Annotated in this window: 18 protein-coding genes, 1 tRNA gene and 2 pseudogenes; 16 read left to right on the forward strand and 5 right to left on the reverse strand. The window is 65.0% G+C overall.

What is annotated here, in order from left to right:
• Window positions 1–93: 93 nt before the first annotated feature.
• From uvrB to FJQ54_RS01695, 3 genes are all read left to right on the forward strand, one after another.
• Window positions 94–2,274, forward strand: a complete 2,181-nt coding sequence (gene uvrB, locus FJQ54_RS01685) for an excinuclease ABC subunit UvrB (RefSeq protein WP_140926555.1) — start codon at window positions 94–96, stop codon at window positions 2,272–2,274.
• 34 nt (window positions 2,275–2,308) lie between these two features.
• The gene (locus FJQ54_RS01690) at window positions 2,309–2,869 is read left to right on the forward strand and encodes a TIGR00645 family protein (protein WP_140926556.1); all 561 of its coding nucleotides are present in this window, start codon (window positions 2,309–2,311) and stop codon (window positions 2,867–2,869) included.
• 104 nt (window positions 2,870–2,973) lie between these two features.
• Window positions 2,974–4,023 (forward strand): NAD(P)-dependent alcohol dehydrogenase, encoded by a 1,050-nt coding sequence (locus tag FJQ54_RS01695; RefSeq protein ID WP_140926558.1) that lies wholly within the window; start codon window positions 2,974–2,976, stop codon window positions 4,021–4,023.
• A gap of 49 nt (window positions 4,024–4,072) precedes the next feature.
• Here the strand turns inward: FJQ54_RS01695 and FJQ54_RS01700 are convergent, their stop codons facing one another.
• Window positions 4,073–5,671, reverse strand: coding sequence for an N-acyl-D-amino-acid deacylase family protein (locus FJQ54_RS01700; protein WP_235890270.1), 1,599 nt, complete (start codon window positions 5,669–5,671; stop codon window positions 4,073–4,075).
• 160 nt (window positions 5,672–5,831) lie between these two features.
• Here FJQ54_RS01700 and FJQ54_RS01705 point away from each other — a divergent pair, with 160 nt between their 5' ends.
• The 4 genes from FJQ54_RS01705 to FJQ54_RS01720 all read left to right on the forward strand — a co-directional run bounded on the left by FJQ54_RS01705 (window position 5,832) and on the right by FJQ54_RS01720 (window position 10,230).
• Window positions 5,832–6,722 carry a LysR family transcriptional regulator gene (locus FJQ54_RS01705; RefSeq protein ID WP_235890271.1) on the forward strand — a complete coding sequence of 297 codons (891 nt, stop codon included), beginning with the start codon at window positions 5,832–5,834 and terminating at the stop codon, window positions 6,720–6,722.
• Between the two features lie 98 nt (window positions 6,723–6,820).
• Window positions 6,821–7,840, forward strand: a complete 1,020-nt coding sequence (dgcN, locus tag FJQ54_RS01710) for an N-acetyltransferase DgcN (RefSeq protein WP_181159962.1) — start codon at window positions 6,821–6,823, stop codon at window positions 7,838–7,840.
• Window positions 7,840–8,826 (forward strand): N-acetyl-D-Glu racemase DgcA, encoded by a 987-nt coding sequence (gene dgcA, locus FJQ54_RS01715; protein WP_140926560.1) that lies wholly within the window; start codon window positions 7,840–7,842, stop codon window positions 8,824–8,826. Before dgcN ends, dgcA begins: the two co-directional genes overlap by 1 nt.
• Before the next feature lie 51 nt (window positions 8,827–8,877).
• Window positions 8,878–10,230, forward strand: coding sequence for a serine hydrolase domain-containing protein (locus FJQ54_RS01720; protein WP_140926561.1), 1,353 nt, complete (start codon window positions 8,878–8,880; stop codon window positions 10,228–10,230).
• Here the strand turns inward: FJQ54_RS01720 and FJQ54_RS01725 are convergent.
• Window positions 10,227–11,528: pseudogene (locus tag FJQ54_RS01725) on the reverse strand (Hsp70 family protein). The gene FJQ54_RS01720 and the pseudogene FJQ54_RS01725 overlap by 4 nt on opposite strands.
• A gap of 168 nt (window positions 11,529–11,696) precedes the next feature.
• Here FJQ54_RS01725 and FJQ54_RS01730 point away from each other — a divergent pair.
• The 5 genes from FJQ54_RS01730 to rplA all read left to right on the forward strand — a co-directional run bounded on the left by FJQ54_RS01730 (window position 11,697) and on the right by rplA (window position 13,988).
• Window positions 11,697–11,772, forward strand: a tRNA-Trp gene (locus FJQ54_RS01730).
• Window positions 11,773–11,956: 184 nt separating this feature from the next.
• Window positions 11,957–12,154, forward strand: coding sequence for a preprotein translocase subunit SecE (gene secE / locus FJQ54_RS01735; protein ID WP_140926563.1), 198 nt, complete (start codon window positions 11,957–11,959; stop codon window positions 12,152–12,154).
• A 5-nt stretch (window positions 12,155–12,159) separates the two neighbouring features.
• Window positions 12,160–12,699, forward strand: a complete 540-nt coding sequence (gene nusG, locus FJQ54_RS01740; protein WP_140926564.1) for a transcription termination/antitermination protein NusG — start codon at window positions 12,160–12,162, stop codon at window positions 12,697–12,699.
• 154 nt (window positions 12,700–12,853) lie between these two features.
• Window positions 12,854–13,288: a 50S ribosomal protein L11 gene (gene rplK, locus FJQ54_RS01745; RefSeq protein ID WP_140926566.1), complete on the forward strand. Its 435-nt coding sequence runs from the start codon at window positions 12,854–12,856 to the stop codon at window positions 13,286–13,288.
• A 4-nt stretch (window positions 13,289–13,292) separates the two neighbouring features.
• Window positions 13,293–13,988: a 50S ribosomal protein L1 gene (rplA, locus tag FJQ54_RS01750; RefSeq protein ID WP_140926567.1), complete on the forward strand. Its 696-nt coding sequence runs from the start codon at window positions 13,293–13,295 to the stop codon at window positions 13,986–13,988.
• A 108-nt stretch (window positions 13,989–14,096) separates the two neighbouring features.
• Here the strand turns inward: rplA and FJQ54_RS18050 are convergent.
• Window positions 14,097–14,195: pseudogene (locus FJQ54_RS18050) on the reverse strand (PEPxxWA-CTERM sorting domain-containing protein); the annotation flags it as partial.
• 883 nt (window positions 14,196–15,078) lie between these two features.
• Entirely contained in the window at window positions 15,079–16,119 is a 1,041-nt protein-coding gene (locus tag FJQ54_RS17705; protein WP_235890273.1) for a PEPxxWA-CTERM sorting domain-containing protein, read from the reverse strand.
• 160 nt (window positions 16,120–16,279) lie between these two features.
• Between FJQ54_RS17705 and FJQ54_RS01765 the strand changes: the two genes are divergently transcribed.
• The 3 genes from FJQ54_RS01765 (at window position 16,280) to FJQ54_RS17715 (ending at window position 19,682) form a co-directional block, all read left to right on the forward strand.
• Entirely contained in the window at window positions 16,280–17,866 is a 1,587-nt protein-coding gene (locus FJQ54_RS01765) for a hypothetical protein (RefSeq protein WP_140926568.1), read from the forward strand.
• A gap of 81 nt (window positions 17,867–17,947) precedes the next feature.
• Window positions 17,948–18,664: a PEPxxWA-CTERM sorting domain-containing protein gene (locus tag FJQ54_RS17710; protein ID WP_140926569.1), complete on the forward strand. Its 717-nt coding sequence runs from the start codon at window positions 17,948–17,950 to the stop codon at window positions 18,662–18,664.
• Window positions 18,665–18,887: 223 nt separating this feature from the next.
• The gene (locus tag FJQ54_RS17715; protein WP_235890274.1) at window positions 18,888–19,682 is read left to right on the forward strand and encodes a PEPxxWA-CTERM sorting domain-containing protein; all 795 of its coding nucleotides are present in this window, start codon (window positions 18,888–18,890) and stop codon (window positions 19,680–19,682) included.
• 98 nt (window positions 19,683–19,780) lie between these two features.
• On the opposite strand, the gene FJQ54_RS01780 is transcribed toward FJQ54_RS17715, so the two are convergent.
• On the reverse strand, window positions 19,781–20,128 hold the full coding sequence (locus FJQ54_RS01780) for a hypothetical protein (protein ID WP_140926570.1): 348 nt from the start codon (window positions 20,126–20,128) through the stop codon (window positions 19,781–19,783).
• Between FJQ54_RS01780 and FJQ54_RS01785 the strand changes: the two genes are divergently transcribed.
• On the forward strand, window positions 20,118–20,300 hold the full coding sequence (locus FJQ54_RS01785) for a hypothetical protein (RefSeq protein ID WP_140926571.1): 183 nt from the start codon (window positions 20,118–20,120) through the stop codon (window positions 20,298–20,300). The two genes, FJQ54_RS01780 and FJQ54_RS01785, sit on opposite strands and share 11 nt — an antisense overlap.
• The last annotated feature ends 4 nt before the right edge of the window (window positions 20,301–20,304 follow it).

The following is a 20,304-nucleotide window of genomic DNA, read 5'->3' on the forward strand; positions in this document are numbered from 1 at the left end:
GGGGTGCCTTTAGGCGCTTGCGGAGGGTTTGGGGAGAGGTGGATTGTCGTGGCCCCTCTGGCGGAACGTAAGGCGAACACCTAGATTATGGTGATGGCAATCGCGATTCGCACCAGTCTGGCCGATGTTCCGCTGAGCGCGGATTATGTGCCGAACCGCCCGGCGCGGCCGGAAAAGAGCGAGGGCGGCAAGCGGTTCGTGCTGAAAAGCGACTATGCGCCTGCGGGGGACCAGCCCGCCGCGATTGCGGAACTGGTGCGGCAGGCGGACGCGGGCGAGAAGGATCAGGTGCTGCTGGGGGTGACGGGCAGTGGCAAGACCTTCACCATGGCCAAGGTGGTGGAGGCGTTGCAGCGCCCGGCGCTGGTGCTGGCGCCGAACAAGATATTGGCCGCACAGCTCTATGGGGAGTTCAAGAGTTTCTTCCCCGACAATGCGGTGGAGTATTTCGTAAGCTATTATGATTATTACCAGCCCGAGGCCTATGTGCCGCGGACGGACACCTATATCGAGAAGGAGTCCAGCGTAAACGAGGCGATCGACCGGATGCGCCATTCGGCGACGCGGGCGCTGCTGGAGCGGGACGATGTGCTGATCGTCGCCTCTGTTTCGTGCCTGTATGGGATCGGCTCGGTTGAGACTTATTCGGCAATGACCTTCAGCCTGACGAAGGGCATGACGGTGGACCCGCGCGAGATCGTGCGGAAGCTGGTGGCGTTGCAGTACAAGCGCAACGAGATGGCGTTTGCGCGCGGCAGTTTCCGCATGAAGGGCGACACGCTGGAGATTTTCCCCTCCCACTATGAGGATATGGCGTGGCGGGTGGGGTTCTTCGGCGACGAGATCGAGAGCATCACCGAGTTCGACCCGCTGACGGGGAACCGGATCGCATCGTTGGACAGCGTGAAAATCTATGCCAACAGCCATTATGTGACACCCGGCCCCACGCTGAAGCAGGCGACCGAAGCGATCAAATTCGAGCTGACCGAGCGGCTGAAGGAGATGGAGGCCGAAGGCAAGCTGCTGGAATATCAGCGGCTTGAGCAGCGCACCAATTTCGATCTGGAAATGATCGCGGCGACGGGATCATGTGCGGGAATCGAGAATTACAGCCGATTTCTAACCGGGCGGTTGCCGGGCGAGCCGCCGCCGACCTTGTTCGAATATCTGCCGGAGAACGCCCTGCTGTTCGTGGACGAAAGCCATGTGACGGTGCCGCAGATCGGCGGGATGAGCCGGGGGGACCGGGTGCGGAAGGTGACGCTGGCGGAATATGGCTTCCGCCTGCCCAGTTGCGTGGACAACCGGCCGCTGAAGTTCGAGGAATGGGATCTGATGCGGCCGCAGACCGTCAGCGTCTCGGCGACGCCGGGCGACTGGGAGATGCAGCAGACCGGCGGCGTGTTCGTGGAGCAAGTGATCCGGCCGACGGGGCTGGTGGACCCGCCGGTGGAAATCCGACCCGTTGAAGATCAGGTGGACGATCTGATCGCCGAGGCGAAGGCGACGGCCGAAAAGGGCTATCGCACGCTGGTGACGACGCTGACCAAGAAGATGGCGGAGGATCTGACCGAATTCCTGCACGAAGCGGGGATGCGGGTGCGCTATATGCACTCTGACGTGGAGACGCTGGAACGGATCGAGCTGATCCGCGATTTGCGCATGGGGGTGTATGACGTGCTGGTGGGGATCAACCTGCTGCGCGAGGGGCTGGATATTCCCGAATGCGGGCTTGTCGCGATTCTGGACGCGGACAAGGAAGGGTTTCTACGATCCGAACGGTCCCTCGTGCAGACCATCGGGCGGGCGGCGCGCAATGTGGAGGGGCGGGTGATCCTGTATGCCGATCATCGCACCGGCAGCATGGACCGGGCGCTGGCCGAGACGGAGCGGCGGCGGGAGAAGCAGCAGGCCTATAATGCCGAGCATGGGATTACGCCCGCCACGGTGAAGAAGGCGATTGCCGATGTGGTGGCGCATGTGGCGGCGAAGGACCATCTGACGGTGGAGATCGATGCGGAGACACCGCATCTGGTTGGGCATAATCTGAAGGCCTATATCGCTGATCTGGAAAAGAAAATGCAGAAGGCGGCGGCCGATCTGGAATTTGAGGAGGCCGCGCGCATCCGCGACGATATCCGCCGGCTGGAGGCGGACGAACTGGGCATCGCGACTGAACGCGCCGCGCCGGTGCGGGGCCGGGCGGATGCCGGGCGGCCGGGGACGCGGACGAACCGCTGGGGCAAGTCGCGGGGCCAGCCGAAGGGGCGTTGATGTGACGCTCGCGAAACATTAAGCGGGCGGCATCATGGCTGATTCCGAACGCTCTGCAGAGATTTCCGACCTGAACGCGCCGCTGCGCCCGTTGCCCTTGCTGATCTTCAGCTCCCGCTGGTTGCAGCTGCCGCTGTATCTGGGGCTGATCGTGGCGCAGGTGGTGTATGTAATCCTGTTCCTGAAGGAATTGTGGCACCTTGTGACGCATGCCTTCACCTTCACCGAACAGCAGATCATGCTGTTGGTGCTGGGGCTGATCGACGTGGTGATGATTTCCAACCTGCTGATCATGGTGATCGTGGGCGGCTATGAAACCTTCGTCTCGCGGCTGGGGCTGAAGGGGCACCCGGACCAGCCCGAATGGCTGAGCCATGTGAATGCCGGGGTGCTGAAGGTGAAGCTGTCGATGGCGATCATCGGCATTTCCTCTATCCACCTGCTGCGGACGTTCATCGAGGCGGGCGCGATGGGCACGCCGACGGGGCGCGTGACCGAGGCGGCGGTGATGTGGCAAACGATCATCCACGGCATGTTCATCCTGTCCGCCATCGGCATCGCTTGGGTCGACCGGATGTCCAACCAGAAGCATTAGGCCAGAAGCATTAGGCGAGACGGGTAAGGGCTGTTCCGCTAAAGCTGGCCAGTGGGATTCGGGCGGCGCTGGCCGCCGGGGGTTTTCAAGGAAGGATTTGCGGAATGGTCAATGCCTTTGCTGCGGTTGCCGCAGACAAGCCGTTTCAGGCGATGGACATTTTCCGGCGCGAGGCCGGGCCGCATGATGTGGTGATCGACATCGCCTATTGCGGCGTCTGCCATTCCGATCTGCACACCGCGCGCAGCGAATGGGGCGGCACCATCTACCCCTGCGTGCCCGGCCACGAGATCGTGGGCAAGGTGAGCGCGGTGGGCACGCATGTGAGCGGTTTCAAGCCGGGCGATATCGTGGGCGTGGGCTGTATTGTGGACAGCTGCCAGAGCTGCCCGTCGTGCGGCGAGGGGCTTGAGCAATATTGCGAGAAGGGTTTCACCGGCACCTACAACGGCCGCACCGCTGATGCGCCGGGGCATACGCTGGGCGGTTATTCGTCGCGGATCGTGGTGAATGACAAGTTCGTGCTGCGCATCACCCACCCTGTGGAGCAACTGGCGGCGGTGGCACCGCTGCTGTGCGCGGGGATCACCACTTACTCGCCGCTGCGCCACTGGAAGGTGGGGCCGGGCAGCAAAGTGGGTGTCGTCGGCATCGGCGGGCTGGGGCATATGGGCGTGAAGCTGGCGCATGCCATGGGCGCGCATGTGGTGGCCTTCACCACATCCGACGCGAAGCGGCAGGATGCGCTGGCGCTGGGGGCGGACGAAGTGGTTGTGTCGCGCAACCGCGACGAGATGAAGGCGTACCGCAACAGCTTCGATTTCATCCTGAACACGGTGGCGGCGAGCCACGATCTGGATGCCTTCACCGCGCTGCTGAAGCGGGACGGCACGCTGACGCTGGTGGGGGTGCCGGAACATGCGCACCCGTCGCCCGATGTCTCTGCGCTGATCTTCAAGCGACGCGCCATCGCCGGATCGCTGATCGGCGGCATCGCCGAAACGCAGGAGATGCTGGATTTCTGCGCCGAGAAGGGGATCGTCGCCGATATCGAGATGATCCGCATTCAGGACATCGACGCCGCCTATGACCGGATGGTGAAAAGCGACGTGAAATACCGCTTCGTGATCGACAACGCCTCTTTGGCGGATTGACGGCGGCGGCGTGCTTGCCCTGACCATCACCCCCTGAGATCGGGGTCGATCAGTCGCAGCTGCCCGATGGCGGGATGTGGCGGATCGGTCGGCCTGCGGCTGTGCCGGTGGGCTTGCCGCCGTCGATCGCGAGTTGGCCGTTAACGAGCAGGGTGGTGACTCCTGTCGTCAGTTCGGTGGGGTTCAGATAGTCTGCGCGGGGGCGGTAGGTGGCGGGATCGAACACCACCACGTCTGCGTAATAGCCCGGGCGCAGATGGCCACGGCCTTGCAACCGGAACTGGTCCGCCGTGCGGCCGGTGCTGGAATTGATGAAGTCGGCGAGGCTGATCGTATGTTCCTGCAGCACATATTTCGCATACTTCTGCGGGAAGGTCGCATACATGCGCGGGTGGCCTGCGGAGCCGTCTGAGCTGGTGACGACCCATGGTTGCTGCATCAGCAGCTTGATATCGCCCTCTGCCATGTTGAACGAGACGACGGCGGTGCCGTTTTCGCTCTCGCGGATGATGCGGAGTGCGGCGTCCACCGGCTCCACCCCCCAGATCGCGGCGATTTCGGACAGGCGCTTGCCGCTCCACGGCAGGCCGGGGCGGGTGAGCAGCAGCGATTGCGCGCCGCCGCGACGGCGGAGGTTTTCCACCATTTCCGTGCGGATGCGCGCCAGTTGCGCCGGGTCCGCGAAACGCGCCAGCATGGCCGGGCGGCCGCCATCCAGCGCCCAGCGCGGCAGCAACGAAGGTTCCAGCGCGGAGCCGGAGGCTTCCCACGGATATTGATCCGCCGTGACGTTCAGGCCCTTTGCGCGGGCTTCGTCGATAATGGAGACCAGTTCCGCCGCCTTGCCCTGCACATCGACGCCCAGGGTTTTCAGATGCGCGAAATGCACCGGCATGCCCGCCTGTTGGCCGATGGAGATCGCCTCCCGCGTGGAATTCATCACGCCGATATTGTAGGAGGATTCGTCGCGCTGGTGGGTGTCGTAAACGCCGCCGCGCCGGGCGGCTTCGCGGGCGACGGCGACGACTTCATCCGTTTTCGCAAAGCTTTGCGGGGCATAGAACAGCCCGGCGGAGAGGCCCAGCGCACCTTCGCACATGCCGGTCGCCACCAGCGATTTCATCCGCGCCAGTTCGTCCGCCGTGGGCGGGCGATCCGCTTCCCCGATCACGGCCCCGCGCACCGCGCCAAAGCCGACATAGGTGCCAAGGTTGAGGCCGACGCCGTTGGTTTTCACATGATCGAACAGCTTGCCGACCGCCACCTTGCCGCCCGGCTGGCCATAGCCATCCACCCCGGTGAAGATGGTGGTGACGCCCTGCATCAGCCAGGGCAGCACCAACCGCTCCTGTGCGGTTTTGCCCATGAAAAAGGCATCCGCATGGGTGTGCGGATCGATGAAGCCGGGGGCGACGATCTGGCCCTTCGCGCTGATCGTGCGTTTGCCCGCATAGGGGTTGGCGGCGGACGGGCCGACATAGACGATCCGGTCGGCCAGAATGGCGACGTCGCCGGTGATGGGGGTGGGGGAGCTGCCATCGTAGATCGTGCCGCCGCTGATCACCAGATCGGCCTGCTTTTGCGCCAGCGCGGGTGTTGCGAGCAATGTTGCGGCGATGGCGGAGAGCAGGGCGGGGCGGTGGAGCAAGGCGGCGACTTTCCGGTGTGCGGGCTTCGGCGGGGGTCGCCGGGGCGGGGGCAGTATCGGCGGAAATCCGCGAATGGGAACCGTCAACTTTGCGCATCATCCATAGATACAGGTTATCTGGCTGGCGGCGGCGCGCGGGCTGTGTATGCTTTGGCCCGCCATGATGAAGCTGCGCCATATCGAAGTGTTCCACGCCGTGTATCAGACCGGCTCTGTCAGCGGCGCGGCGCGGGCGCTGCATGTGTCCCAGCCGTCGATCAGCAAGGTGTTGCGCCATGCGGAGGCGCAGATCGGTTTCACCCTGTTCCGGGTGGTGAAAGGGCGGCTGGTGCCGACGGAGGAGGCGCATCTGCTGTTCGAGGAAGTGAGCGACCTGCAGGGGCGCATCGAATCCCTGCAGGAAACCACCCGGAATCTGCGGCGCGGCGGCGGCGGGCATCTGCGGCTGGCGGTGCTGCCCTCTTTGGGGTTGCAGGTGACTCCGGCGGCGGTGGCGATGTGCCGCAAGGCCAATCCCGATGTGTCATTCGAGATCAGGACGGTGCACCGGGTGGACATCCTGCGGTCCCTGTATGAGCGGAACGCCGATATCGCCGTGGCTTATGATGCGGCCCGCCACCCCCGGCTGGCCGATGTGCGGATCGGTTCGGGCGAACTGGTGCTGCTGTTCCGCAGGCAGGATATTCCCGATGCGCCCGCGCGCCTGTCTGTCGAGGCGCTGGGCGGGTTCGACCTCATTCGCCTGTCCGGCAGCGGCTCCATCGACACGCTGGCGGCGGGCGAGATCGAGGCCGGGCGGGTGGCGCGCGCGGCGATTTCGGTGGAAACCTATTATGTGGCGGCGGCGCTGGTGCGAGAGGGGGCCGGGATCGCCGTGGTGGACGAATTCACCGCCCGCGCGACGGCGGGGGCCGATCTGGATTACCGGCCGCTGGCGCGGACATCGACGTTCGGCGTTTACTGCATCCATCTGGTGGATCGCCCGCTGTCTCGGGTGGCGCAGGCGTTTGTACGGGCGATGCAGGCCGCCATCGAGGCCGGGAAAGCATAGCTTCAGACTATGGATGGCCGACGCCTTCATTCTGGACGGCGGCGGCGGGTGCCCGGACAAGGAGCGGCTTGCGCAACCATAGCAGTTTCGAGGCCGTGATGATCCCCTTTCCCTATCTTCTCTATCTGGGCGCGCCGAAGGATGAGCTTTCCGTGAAAACCTCGCGCGGGGTTGCGGTGTGGCGGCCGGAATTGTGCCTTGGCGAGTATCGCTCGCCGGGCAGCGCCATCACGCTGGGGCTGCCGCAGCTGTCGTTCGCGGAAGCTGCGGCGGCGGGCGCGCGCACGATGATCGTGGGCGTGGCCAATGCGGGCGGGACTCTGAGCGAGGCGATGGTGGCGGATGTGCTGGCCGCGCTGGAGGCGGGGCTGAACGTGGCCTCCGGCCTGCACCAGCGGCTGGGGGCGAACCCGGCGATTGCAGCGGCTGCCGCCGCGCGGAATTTGCAACTGTTCGACGTGCGGGAGCCGCCCGCGCATCTGGACGTGGGCAATGGCCGGGCGCGCGCGGGCAACCGGCTGCTGACGGTGGGCACGGATTGCTCGGTGGGCAAAATGTACAGCACGCTGGCGCTGGAGCGGGAATTGCGCGCGCGGGGCATTGCGGCGGATTTCCGCGCGACAGGGCAGACCGGCATCTTCATCGCGCAGGGCGGGGTGCCGATTGATGCCGTGGTCGCCGATTTCATTTCCGGCGCGGCGGAGTGGATTTCGCCTGCGCGCACGGACGGCGGCTGGGATCTGATCGAGGGGCAGGGGTCTCTGTTCCACCCTTCGTTCGCGGGCGTTTCGCTGGGGTTGCTGCATGGGGCGCAGCCGAACGCGCTGCTGCTGTGCCATGAGAGCGGCCGCCAGCATATGCGCGGGCTGGCCGGGCGGGCGCTGCCGGGGCTGAAGCAATGTCTGGACGCCAATCTTCAGGCGGCGCGGCTGACGTCGCCCGATGTGGTGGCGGTGGGCGTGGCGTTGAACACCTCCGCGCTGCCCCGCGCGGAGGCGGAAGCCGCGTGCCGCGCGGTGGAGGATGAACTGGGCTTGCCTTGCCAGGATCCCGTGGCGATGGGGGTGGATCGCATCGCCGACCGGCTGATCGAGACCTTCGCGGAGACTGCCGACTGATGCCCCTGCTGCTGACATCGCGCGTGGAACAATGGCCGCTGGAGCGGCCGTTCCGCATTTCCCGTGGCGTGAAGACGGTCGCCGAAGTGGTGACGGTGGAAATTCGCGATGGCGATACGGTGGGGCGGGGCGAGGCGGTGCCCTACGCCCGTTACGGCGAAACTCCGGCCAGCGTGCTGGCGCAGATCGAGGCGCTTGCCCCGGCGTTCGAGGGGGCGGTTCCGCGCGACGATCTGGCGCGGCTGCTGCCTGCGGGCGCGGCGCGCAACGCGGTGGATTGCGCGTTGTGGGATTTGCAAGCCGCGCAGGGCGGCACCAGCGTGGCGCGGCTGATCGGGCGGGGGGAACCCGGCGCTGTTGTGACGGCGCTGACGGTGGGGCTGGACGCGCCCGAGGTGATGGGGGCGGCTGCCGCGAAAATTGCGGACGCGCGGCTGATCAAGGTGAAGGTGGACGCGAATGACCCGTCCAGCGCGCTGAAGGCGGTGCGGGATGCCGCCCCGGAGGCGCAGCTGATCGTGGACCCGAACGAAAGCTGGACCATGGCGTTGCTGGAGCGGTTGCAGCCGCTGCTGGAGGAATTGAAGATCGCTTTTGTGGAGCAGCCGCTGCCTTCTGGCGCGGACAGCGAGCTTCAGGGCTTTGCCCCGCGCGTGCCCGTGTGCGCGGACGAATCCTGCCACACGGCGGACGATCTGGACCTGCTGGCCGGGCGCTATGGCATGGTGAACATCAAGCTGGACAAGACCGGCGGGTTGACCGGGGCGCTGGAGCTGCTGGCGGCGGCGCGGGCGCGCGACTTCGCGGTGATGGTGGGCTGCATGATCTGCACCTCCCTGTCCATCGTGCCCGCGCTGCATGTGGCGGCTGAGGCGGATTTCGCCGATCTGGATGGGCCGCTGTGGCTTGCCAACGACAGGATCGGCGGTGTGCAGGCCTCTGGCGGGCTGTTGCTGCCACCCGCCCCCGGCTTCTGGGGCGGCTGAGGGTTAAAGGTTGGGTCACGCGTTTCGGATCGGTTTGAGGAAGGGAAATAGATGAAGCGCCGCGTCACCCTGTTGTTGCTTGCCACCTTGCCCGCCGTGCCGGTGGCGGCTGCGCCCGATCCGGTGCAGACGGCGCTGGGCGGGGAGCCGAATCTCTCCACGCCGGGCTGTGCGCTGGGCGTGTTCCGCGACGGGCGGCTGGTGCGCTTTGCCAGTTCAGGCGCGGCGGATATGGCCAGCGGGCGGCTGATGAACGCGGATACGCAATTCTATGCCGCCTCGGTTTCGAAGCAGTTCACCGCGCTGGCGGCGATGCAGCTGGTGGCGCAGGGCAAGCTGAAGCTGGATGCGGATATCCGCACCTATCTGCCGGAACTGCCGGATTATGGCCGCAAGATCACGCCGGCGATGCTGTTGAACCACACGGCGGGGATCCGCGATTCGCTGGAGCTGCTGTCGTTCGCCGGGCACAGCGATGTGGCGGCGGCGACGCGCGAACAGGCGCTGGCGCTGACTCTGGCGCAGACGGCGACCAAGTTCGAGCCGGGCAGCCGCTATGATTATTCCAACGGCGGATATCTGTTGCTGGCGGAGATCATCCAGCGCCTCTCCGGCGAGCCGTTCGCGGCCTATGTGAACCGCGCCGTGCTGAAGCCGATGGGGATGACGCGCAGCTTCATCATGGATGGCGCGCGCAGCCGCGATCCGAACATTGCGCATGGCACCGCCACCAGCGACGGCAAGCGGCAGGCGGCAGACAGCTACCCGCTGTTCGGCGGCTCCGGCGGGCTGATCACCACCATCAACGATCTCGCCAAATATGACCGCGATATCGACAGCGGCCACAAGGTGTGGACGCCTGCCGTTCGCAAACTGATGCTGGAGCCGGGCCGGTTGAACGACGGCAGCGCCGTCCGCCCGGCCGAGCGGTCCTACCAATCCTATGCCTCGGGCGTGATCGTCGGGCCGGACTGGTTCTGGCACACCGGCGGCGCGCGCGGCTTCAAGACGATTTACGCCCGGCTGCCAGCGAAACGGCTGGGCATGGCGCTGTTGTGCAACGATGGCGACATCGTGCCCAATGTGCAGCTGAACGGCATCGTCGCGGCGATGAACGAAGGGTTGCCGCCTGTGGTCGCGCCGCCGGGTGGGGCACTGGCGGACGGGGCCTATCGCTCGCCGGACCTGCCGGTGATCTACAATGTGCAGCGCGAGGGCGATGGGCTGAAGCTGACGGTGTCGCCCGCCGATGATATGACGAAGGTGCTGTCCACGCTGGTGCTGAAGCCTCAGGCAGACGGCTTTGTCGGGCCGGGCGTGAAGCTGGCGCCGGATGCCGATGGCGCGGGCTTTGCCTTGCAGGGCGGGCGGGTGTCGCTCAACTTCCGGAAAACAGGCTCTTAGGCCGTCCAGGCGCCGAGGTCCGGCTGTTCGCCGATCAGGGCGAGGCCGTGGGCGATGGAGGTGAGTTCGCCGCCCGTGGCGATCCGCTCCTCGCCGAAGCGCTCCGCGAACAGCCGGGCCACGCGCGGCACCAGCGAGGAGCCGCCCGTCAGGAACACCCGGTCTATGCCTTCGGGCGGCATGTTCGCCATCGCCAGCGCGCGGTCCACTGCGTCCTCGATCAGGCGGATGTCCGGGGCGATCCATGTTTCGAACTCGGCGCGGCTGACCTCGGCTTCGATGGCCAGCCCGGCCCCGCTGAAGCGGAACTGCGCACTGTCGGCCGCAGAGAGTTGGCGCTTCACCTGCCCGACGGCCTCGTGCAGCGGGAAGCCCAGTTCCTGCTCGATGATGGCGATCATCCGGCCGATGGCGTCCGGGTCTGTCGCGGCGCGGCGCAGCGTTTCCAGTTCGGCCATCGTGCGCTTGTTGCGCATCAGGGCAAGCTTCGACCAGTCCGCGAAATCGGTGAAATAGCCGGGCGGGATTTCCAGCAGCTTGTCGAACGAGCGATAGCGACCGCCCTTGCCCAGCAGCGGCAGCACCAGATGATCGACGATCCGCGCGTCGAAGCGGTCGCCTGCGATGCCCACACCGGCATGGCCCAGCGGCACGCAGCGCCGCGTCGCACCCGGCGCTTCGATCCGCACCACGGAAAAGTCGCTGGTGCCGCCGCCGAAATCGGCGACGAGGATGGTCGCCGGATCGCCGATGCGCGAGGCATAGCTGAACGCGGCCCCCAGCGGTTCGAACACATAATGCAGCTCTGCGCCCAGCCCGGCGAACATCGCGTCATAGCGTTGCCGTGCCAGCGCCTCATTGGGGCGCGGCCCGGCATAGACGACGGGCCGCCCGACGATCAGCCGGGCGGCTCCGCCCAATGCGCCGTGCGCGCGTTGGGCCAGTTTTTGCAGGAAGCTGCGGCCCAGATCCTCGAACTTCAGGCGGCGTTCGAAGATGGTGGCATGTTCGAAGCTGGCGTTGGCCGCGACCGATTTGAAGGATTGCAGGAAGCGGCTGCCCTGCGGGAAGCCGAGATATTCGGCGATAGCTCATGGCCCGGCCTCGGCCGCGATGCCGCCGCGCGCGGTTTCATCTTCCCAGAAGCAGAGCGCGGAGCGGAAGGCGGTGGTTTTGCCATCCGGTGCATCAAATTCCAGCAAAGTGGAAACGCCGTCACGCGCGAGGGCGGCCACCGAATTGGTGGTGCCGAAATCGAGACCGATGGCAGAGGCAGGCAGGGCGGGCGGAGTGGACATGGGGGGGCGGCTGCTACACAGTCAGGCCGCGCGGTGCAAAGGCTGATTTCGGGGCGGGAGGGCTTTTCCCGCCATCCGGGGGCACAGTGGCAAGTGTCGTGCGATCCGCCGATCTTGCCGCTTGCCTCTCCGGGCACTGTCCCTTATAGCCCCGCACCCGCGCTCCGTAGGAGTGTAGCTCAGTTGGTAGAGCATCGGTCTCCAAAACCGAGGGCCGGGGGTTCGAGTCCCTCCACTCCTGCCAACGCCTTGGGAACAGACGCCTTGAACAGGGCGGTTGCAACCCCCAAGTCGCTGGAGGGCGGGCGCAGATTTTCGGCCCGGCCGATGCTTTCCGAACGAGGGGGCGTCTGCCGGGAGTTGTTGTTGGTGAAAGGCCGGATAGCTGATTCGGGCCATATCCAGCGACGGATGGAAGGTTGAAGCGAATGGCGAAGACGAGCCCGGGCGAGTTTGTCCGGCAGGTGAGACAGGAAACCGCGAAGGTCGTATGGCCGTCGCGCCCTGAAGTCATTCGCACGACCATCCTCGTGCTGATCATGACGTCGATCCTTGCCGTCTTCTTCCTGGGCGTGGACCAGGTGCTCGGCCGGGCGGTGAAATTCTTCCTTGGCCTTGGAGCGTAATTGGAATGTCGCGCTGGTACATCATTCACGCCTATTCCGGCTTCGAGAACAAGGTGCGCGACCAGATCGTGTCTGACGCGGCCCGTCTGGGGCTGGAAGGCATGGTCGAGGCCGTGGAGGTTCCCACCGAAAAGGTGACGGAAGTCCGCCGGGGCAAGAAGGTGCAGAGCGAGCGGAAGTTCTTCCCGGGCTATGTGCTGGCCAAGCTGGAAATGAACGATCAGGTCTATCACCTTGTGAAGAACACGCCGAAGGTGACTGGATTCCTTGGGTCTTCCGGCAAGCCGCAGGCGATTTCCGAGGCTGAGGCCGCCCGCATCCTGAGCACCAAGGCCGAAGCCGACGCCGCTGCGCCGAAGGCGAAGAAGAAGGCGAACTTCGAGATCGGCGATTCGGTGAAGGTGCTGGACGGCCCGTTCGCCAGCTTCTCGGGTCTGGTCGAGGAAATCGACTATGAGAAGTCGCGTGTGAAGGTTTCGGTTTCGATCTTCGGGCGCGCAACGCCCGTGGAACTGGATTTCGAGCAGGTCGAAAAGACCAAGTAATTCTCCCGCAAGGGGAACGATGCCTGAGCCGCGGTCGGACAGGCATGACATCGTGGGAGGTGACGGGTTCGCCCTGATCCGTATGGACCACACGGCCGCTTAACCGGAGGGGAGGGTGGGTTTCCACCCGAACCTGATTTTTGGAGCATGGAATATGGCCAAGAAGATTACCGGCTATATCAAGCTGCAGGTTGCAGCTGGTAAAGCCACCCCAAGCCCGCCGATCGGGCCTGCGCTGGGTCAGCGCGGCGTGAACATCATGGAATTCTGCAAGGCCTTCAACGCTGCCACCGGCAGCCTTGAACCGGGCATGCCGATCCCCACGGTGATCACGGTTTACGCCGATCGCAGCTTCTCGTTCATCACCAAGACCCCGCCTGCCAGCTTCCTGCTGAAGAAGGCGGCTGGCCTGAAGTCCGGCGCGACCACGCCGGGCAAGGGCGCGCCCGCCGGCAAGGTGAAGAAGTCGCAGATCCGCGAGATCGCCGAGACGAAGATGAAGGACCTGAACGCGAACGACATCGAGATGGCCATGAAGACCATCGAAGGGTCCGCCCGCGCGATGGGCCTTGAAGTGGTGGAGGGCTGATCCGATGGCCAAGCTGACCAAGAAGAGCAAGGCTCTCGCCTCGACCGTCGAAGCGCTGAAGCTGTATCCTGTCGACGAAGCGCTGGGCATCGTGCGTGCGAACGCCACGGCCAAGTTCGATGAAACCATCGAAGTCGCGGTGAACCTGAACGTCGATCCGCGCCACGCCGACCAGATGGTTCGCGGCATGGTGACGCTGCCCAAGGGCACCGGCAAGACGGTGCGCGTGGGCGTGTTCGCCCGTGGCCCCAAGGCCGAGGAAGCGCTTGCCGCCGGTGCCGATGTGGTTGGCGCCGAAGACCTGCTGGAAATCGTGCAGGGCGGCACCATCGACTTCGACCGCTGCATCGCCACGCCCGACATGATGGGTCTGGTGGGTCGCCTCGGTAAGGTGCTGGGCCCCAAGGGCCTGATGCCGAACCCGAAGCTGGGCACCGTGACGATGAACGTCGGCGAAGCCGTGAAGGCCGCCAAGGGCGGTCAGATCGAGTTCCGCGTTGAAAAGGCCGGCATCATCCACGCCGGGCTTGGCAAGGCGAGCTTCCCGCAGGAAGACCTGAAGGCGAACCTCGATGCGTTCCTCGATGCGCTGGTGAAGGCCAAGCCGTCGGGCGCGAAGGGGAAGTATGTGGAAAAGATCTCGCTCAGCTCCACGCAGGGCAAGGGCGTGAAGGTGGACCCGGCGACTGTCGGGGCCTGAGCCTTTCACATCACTGAAAACGGAAAGAGGCCGGGGGAAACCCCGGCCTCTTTTTCGTTGCAAAGGCCCGGGTTCCCCAGAGCCTTTCCCTTAGCCCTCGATCCGGGATCAGGCGCTTGCCGCAAGGGCGCGACGGCGGCGCGCTGCGGCACCTACCAGTCCGAATCCGGCAATCAGCATGGCCCATGTGGCCGGTTCCGGCACGGCGGGCAGCACACTGGTGCTGGTGACGTTGCCGCTGCCGATGATCTGGCCGGTGCTGAAGGCGATCACCGTGAAGTCCGAGTTCGGGCCGAAAAAAAGACCGGACGGCAAGGCGTGATCGAACCAGAAGCTGTCGATCAGATCATAGGAGCTTTGCTGCCCTTCACCCGTGGCGGCATCTTCCAGCGCGGCGATCAATTGCCCTTCAAGGATGGTCGGAAACAGCGTGCCCCAGGCAATGTCTTCGGCGCCGGCCACCCAGTCTGTGTTGCCGAAGATCACGATATGCTTCTGACCTTCGGGGTCCCCCGGCAGGTTTTGCGCGGTGCCCATCAGGAAGAGTTGCGACTGCGGTTCGCCATACCAGAGGTCGAAGGAGGTGCTGGCATTGCCTTCGAAGCTGAAGGTGCCGCCGCGCCCGGCACCGCAGCCCGGATTGGTGTTGAAGTGGATCACATTGTCCACGGCCACGTCCAGCGAGTTGATGTTGTAGGTAAGGATGGTGGCCGGCCCTGTCGGGCAGACGGCGGCGCTGGCGGCCGAGGGAAGGGATGCAAGCAGCATCGCCCCTGCGAGGCTGGCGAGAAGGGTGCGCATGGTGAACTCTCCTGTTGGTTCGGGCGGCTGTGCCCCCTTGGCTGGCCGCGCGGGGTTTTTGGTGCCACCGAAACGGTTGGTTAATCGTCCCCCCGTGTCGGGGCAGGTCGGGGCATGACGGGACATCGGCCGTGCAGCCCCCCGAAAGCGGCGCGTGAATGTCGATGAGACGGAGCCGCGGCTTTGCGTTCGATCGCCTTGAGAATGGCTGAATTCTTTCGGGGCCGGGAAGGGCCGGGGTTGCCCCCGACCCTTCCTTCACGCCCCCTGTTCCGCCTGGATTGCGGGATCAGGCGGTCACCCGATGGGCGCGCTGGCGGCGCGCGGCGGCACCTACAGCTCCGAAGCCGAGGATCAGCATGGCCCATGTGGCCGGTTCCGGCACGCCGCCGACACCGGTTCCGGGCACGGCGGTTAGAAGCACACCCGATGCCGAACCCATGGTGAGGCCTTCCGGCAGATCGCCGACGAGGCCGAAGGTGCCGGTGTGGCCGAAGTCGCAGTTGGAGCCGCCCCGGCAATCGAGGCTGAGCCGGGCCAGCAGGCCGAGCGACGTTTGGCCAGTCGGGATCAGCAGCGTGGTTTGGATCCAGCCGTCGATTGCGCTGCCACCGTTGCTGCCGTCCCACACGTCGAACCGGTCGAACAGCTTATTCTGGTCACCGTAGATGTTGCGGGCGAACAGGTCGATGCCGTTTTCATCGAAGAAGGCGTGGATATTGTCGCCCACCTGCTCTCCGGATTTGGCGAAGCGGATGGCGGAGGACAGGCCGTTGCCGTTGTAGCAGAGCCAGTAATCGCAGCCGAGCACCAGCGTGGCGAGGCCGCCGGGATTGGAGGTGCCGTTGCTGTCGATCACGCTGCCGTCGAAGCTGTAGCGGAAGGTGACCGAGAGATCGCCACCGGTGCTGTTGGTGAAGTAGATGGTGTCGCTGAGTTCGGCTGTCGCAAAGCCGAGCGGGCCTCCGAAAAAGTCCGGCCCATAGGCGCCGACGCTGGCCTTCAGCGTGCCGGCCGCGAGGTTTGCGCTGGCGCTGGCCGACGAACCGAACACATAGTCGCCGCTGCCGCCGGGCAGGGTGGCGGCGACGCTGCTGCTGGTTGTTGAGAGCGGGCCATAGGTGGCCGTGCCGCCGGGCCCTGCATATAAGGTGTTAACCGTGGTGTCGCGCACATTGGCAGCGCTGTACTGCACATACGGGCCCTGGTGCGCCTGTGCGGACGCAAAGCTGTTGGTGGAAGGCGCGTAGATCACGGCATGTTCGGCTTGCGCGCCGGTGGCGGCGGTGAGAGCGAGCCCCGCGAGCAATAAGCGTGTCTTGAAAGTCATTTCGATACCCCTGTTTTTCGTGGCGCGATCCCTTCCGCGTCACACCGCAAAGCTAGGGCGGAAGCCGGAGGTTAATCGTCCCCCCGTGTCGGGGCAGATCGGGGCATGTCAGGACATCGGGGGCGATGACAGGAGGGGGCGGGCCGGTTAGACTGGGCATATGGCGTCGGAATCCCTTTCAGACACGGCAGTTGCAGGCAAAGCTGTGCGCCTGCGCGGCTGGAAGGAAATCGGCCGCTGGTTCGGGGTGGACGAGCGCACCGTGAAACGCTGGGAAGCGTCTCGCGGGTTGCCGGTGCATCGGGTTCCGGGGGAGCCGCGCGCGCCTGTGTTCGCCTATGAGCATGAGCTGAAGGCCTGGGTGGAGAAAGACCGGGACGGCGCGGCGGCGGTGGCCGATGGTCCGGTTCCGGTGGTGGTTGAACCGGCCCCGCGCCGGCCGTGGCTGACGCTGGCGCTGCTGCTGCTGGCGGTGGCGGCGGCGAGCGCGCTGTGGATGGGGAAGCGCGCGGCCGAAACCGCGCAGGTGGCCGATGCCAGCGTGGCGGATCTGAAGCGGCTGGCAGGAGCGCAGGTGGCGGCGCTGAACGATCAGCTGGATAGCCAGCCCGGCACGGTGGCGGTGCGGGCAGCGCTGGCCAAAGAGGCCGTGCAGGTGCTGGGCCGGGTGGCGACGCTGCCCGATGCGCCGCCAGCGTTGAAGCAGGAGGCCGCCGAAGGCTATCGGCGGTTGGCGGTTCTGCAGAATGCGATCGACCGGCCGAGCCTGCGCGACCGCAGCGCCGCGCGGGGTTCGTTGCGGCAGGCGCTGGCGTTGCTGCAAGGCGATCCGGGCGCAGAGGCCGCCGCAGTGCGCGCAAAGGTGCAGATCGAGGCGGCGCGGCAGGCGGCGGGCGATGGCGATCTGGCCGACGCCACGCAATTGCTGGAGCAATCGCGCTCGGTGGCGCTGCAAGACGGGATGCGCGGGCTGACGGGGGACTGGTGGCTGGCTGAAAGCGCGATTCAGGGCTGGAAAGGGGATTATACCCGCTCTGTTCAGGCCGCGCGGAAGGTGGAGCGCGTGGCGGACGGCGATGCGTTGCAGGCGCTGCAGAATACTCGCGCGCTCGATTTCGAGGCCGAGGCGCTCTACTATCTGCAAGATATGGAGGGTGCGCTGGGCACATACAAACAGGCGGTGTCGGCGGCTGAGAGCGGGCTGAAGCGCTGGCCGGAGGATGGCCGGTTGCGCTGGTCCCTGCTGCGGCAGAAGTGGAATCTGGGCAGCACGCTGATCCAGATGCAGCGGCCGGTGGAAGCCGCGCCCATCCTCGCCGATACGCTGTCTGGCTGGCAAGGGGTGGCGCGCGCCGATCCCAGCGACGAAGCGGTGCGGGTGTGGGTGTGGGTGACGCGGCTGTCTTACGGGCAGGCGCTGGCGGGCATGCGCGATTATGCGCGCGCCATTCCGGTGCTGGGCGAAGCAGTGGCGGAACGGCGGGCGTGGCATGCGGCACGGCCCGGCGATGCCGACAGGCGGCGGCTGCTGATGAAGGCGCAGGCAAGCCTGGCGGATACGCTGGCGGTGGCCGGGCGGACGCGGGAGGCCTGTGCGCTCTATGCGGAATCCGGGCGGCTGGCGGACGAGATGGAAAAGGCCGGGCAGCTGACCGGCTATGACAAGAGCGAAACGCAGATCCCCGTGCGGGCCGCCAGCGCGCGACATTGCGCCGGAAATGGCGCTGACGGACGCGCCGACTTGTAGAAATCCGACAATCTTCAGGCCCCCCGTTGACGGTTGAAACCGGCAGTCATACCGGGCGAAATCATCAACAGGGGCACTGACATGAAGATGATTTTTCGCATTGGTTTCACGGCGTTAACCTTCGCAGCTTTATCTGGCGGCGCACAGGCGGCAAACCTGCTGACCAACGGCAGTTTCGAGCAGCCTGTGCTCTCGGCGATGTCGACCAACATCGCTTTTTATGGGCTTGGCAGCACGGCGATGACCGGCTGGACGGTGGACAAACTGCCGGGCGGCGATGCTGTTGTGCAGTTGACGAACAACTCCGCCTTTGCCGGGCTGACGGGCACCGACGGCGTGCAGTGGCTCGATCTGACGGGCAATGTCGGGCGTGGGGCCGGGGTATTGTCGAACGGTGTCGCCACCACGGCTGGCACCAATTATCTGGTCTCGTTCGATGTAGGCGCTGTCTACTACAATGGCAGCTATGGCGCGGCGACGGTTGACCTCTATGTCAACAATGCGCTGGCGGGCAGCTACACTGTGCAGCCCGGGGCAACGAACGGCTTCAACTGGGTGCGTTACAGCTATGGCTTCGCAGGCACCGGCGCGCCGGTGACCATCGGGCTTTACGCCAGCAAGAGCCTTGGTTCGTCGAACCTGGGTGTGGGGCTGGACAATGTGGTGATGGAGGCAAAGGCGCCGGTGGTGCCGGGCGTTCCCGAGCCTGCGAGCTGGGCGCTGATGATCGCGGGCTTCGGCCTGACGGGGGCCGCGGTTCGCCGCCGCAAAAACGTAGGGGCGATGTGCATCGCTTGAGCGTCAACTGGTGCGACATGGCCTTAAAGGGCGGGGTGTCTGGAAAGAAAAACGAATAGAAATTCGAATTCTTTTACATCTATGTAGAATATTGAATATTGTTAACGATAAAAAATTTCAAATATTACATCCCGTACATTGAAAATGCCCTTTCCTTGTATGACAATTATCGGGAGGGGGAAGGTTGCATGCAAATGCCCTTCCCCTTTTAACAGGGAAGGGCATGGACATGAAACTGATTTCAAAAGGTATGGGGCTTGCCTTGCTTTTGGCAAGCCTTTCCGCACCGGCTGCCGCGACCACCATCTACGGATCCGATATCACCAAGCAGGGGTTTCTGACGGATTCATCGGCTGCGGTGACTGTGAACTATGGGGGCAGCGTATCTTCCAACTATTACTCGGGCCAGGTTTTCGAGATTGCTGGGGTCGGCACAGTCTATAGCTTCTGCGCGGAGCTGTGGAATTCCGATCATCTGGCAGAGAGTTACGCCGTTAGCAGCGGTGTCGTTTCTTATGGGGACTGGCGTGATGGGCAACTGACCACGCTGTTCTCCAACGCGCTTCCGCTGTTTGATGCAAAGATCGACGCCTATGTCGCCGCCAATGGCTCGCTGACCTATAACCCGGTCTACGATGCGCTCTGGATGGATATGTCGACCTATTCCGTGGCGTTGCAAACGCTGACGTGGATCATCATCGATAATCCGAGTGCGTCGATCACCCCGGACGACCCGTCCTACTATTTCCGTATTGCCAATGATGGCACTGGCAATCTCGTCACCACCGGCCTGATTCTGGATTGGGCCGATTCCATCAACAGCGGTGACTGGACCGCCTCGCCGGATGTGTCGGTTTACCGTGCCATCTCGTCGGATCAGGACAAGCAGAGCTGGTTCTGGGGAGAAATCTCGCCCGCGGGTGCCGTGCCCGAGCCGGCCACATGGGCGCTGCTGATCAGCGGCTTCGGGATGGTTGGTGTGATGATGCGTCGCCGCACTGGCACAGCGCGCGCCTGATCGCACGTCCATAGCCAAACGGGGAAAGGCCAGGGGAAGCCCTGGCCTTTCTTTGTTTCGCCGTCTCGCACCCTTGCGGGTGCGCCGCTCTGCCGGGTTTATTGCGGGCAGGGAACCTGCTTGCCGGTGGCGACTTCATAGCAGGTGCCGGCCGGTTCGCTGGCGTTGGCGGCGCGGATCGCGCCCGAGGTGCCGCCGATGATCGCCCCGGTGGCCGCGCTGCCGCCGGTGGCGGCTCCCAATGCCGCACCGCGCGCCGCGCCGCTGACGGCGCCCTGCGAGGTGCTGCTGCCCTGCGTGGCACCCACAGTGCCGCCAACGACTGCGCCTGCGGCGGCACTGCCGCCAGTGGCCGTGCCCATGGCCGCGCCACGCGCCGCGCCGCTGCCCGTGGAGGTCTGGCAACCGGCCAGTGCGAAGGCTGCGACGGCCAGAGTGGCAAGCATTGCCGATTTCATCATGCCAAAGTCCTTTCCTGAAACAGCAGTGATGGCCCAGTGTGCCGAACGTGAATTAAATCAGCAACCTTTGCATCATTTCACATTGTTCCGCATCAAGGATCGTGGTTGTCATGATTGCCCGCAATTGGTTGGCGGGGGGGCGTTTGGCCCCGCGTGAAGGA

Origin of the sequence: Sandaracinobacter neustonicus, from assembly GCF_006385875.1 — a bacterium.
Classification (GTDB): Bacteria; Pseudomonadota; Alphaproteobacteria; order Sphingomonadales; family Sphingomonadaceae; genus Sandaracinobacteroides; species Sandaracinobacteroides neustonicus.

Coding starts and splice junctions, on each gene's coding strand:
- uvrB (WP_140926555.1), top strand. CDS start 94: ATGGCAATCGCGATTCGCACCAGTCTGGCCGATGTTCCGCTGAGCGCG.
- FJQ54_RS01690 (WP_140926556.1), top strand. CDS start 2,309: ATGGCTGATTCCGAACGCTCTGCAGAGATTTCCGACCTGAACGCGCCG.
- FJQ54_RS01695 (WP_140926558.1), top strand. CDS start 2,974: ATGGTCAATGCCTTTGCTGCGGTTGCCGCAGACAAGCCGTTTCAGGCG.
- FJQ54_RS01705 (WP_235890271.1), top strand. CDS start 5,832: ATGATGAAGCTGCGCCATATCGAAGTGTTCCACGCCGTGTATCAGACC.
- dgcN (WP_181159962.1), top strand. CDS start 6,821: ATGATCCCCTTTCCCTATCTTCTCTATCTGGGCGCGCCGAAGGATGAG.
- dgcA (WP_140926560.1), top strand. CDS start 7,840: ATGCCCCTGCTGCTGACATCGCGCGTGGAACAATGGCCGCTGGAGCGG.
- FJQ54_RS01720 (WP_140926561.1), top strand. CDS start 8,878: ATGAAGCGCCGCGTCACCCTGTTGTTGCTTGCCACCTTGCCCGCCGTG.
- secE (WP_140926563.1), top strand. CDS start 11,957: ATGGCGAAGACGAGCCCGGGCGAGTTTGTCCGGCAGGTGAGACAGGAA.
- nusG (WP_140926564.1), top strand. CDS start 12,160: ATGTCGCGCTGGTACATCATTCACGCCTATTCCGGCTTCGAGAACAAG.
- rplK (WP_140926566.1), top strand. CDS start 12,854: ATGGCCAAGAAGATTACCGGCTATATCAAGCTGCAGGTTGCAGCTGGT.
- rplA (WP_140926567.1), top strand. CDS start 13,293: ATGGCCAAGCTGACCAAGAAGAGCAAGGCTCTCGCCTCGACCGTCGAA.
- FJQ54_RS17705 (WP_235890273.1), bottom strand. CDS start 16,119: ATGACTTTCAAGACACGCTTATTGCTCGCGGGGCTCGCTCTCACCGCC.
- FJQ54_RS01765 (WP_140926568.1), top strand. CDS start 16,280: ATGGCGTCGGAATCCCTTTCAGACACGGCAGTTGCAGGCAAAGCTGTG.
- FJQ54_RS17710 (WP_140926569.1), top strand. CDS start 17,948: ATGAAGATGATTTTTCGCATTGGTTTCACGGCGTTAACCTTCGCAGCT.
- FJQ54_RS17715 (WP_235890274.1), top strand. CDS start 18,888: ATGGACATGAAACTGATTTCAAAAGGTATGGGGCTTGCCTTGCTTTTG.
- FJQ54_RS01780 (WP_140926570.1), bottom strand. CDS start 20,128: ATGCTTGCCACTCTGGCCGTCGCAGCCTTCGCACTGGCCGGTTGCCAG.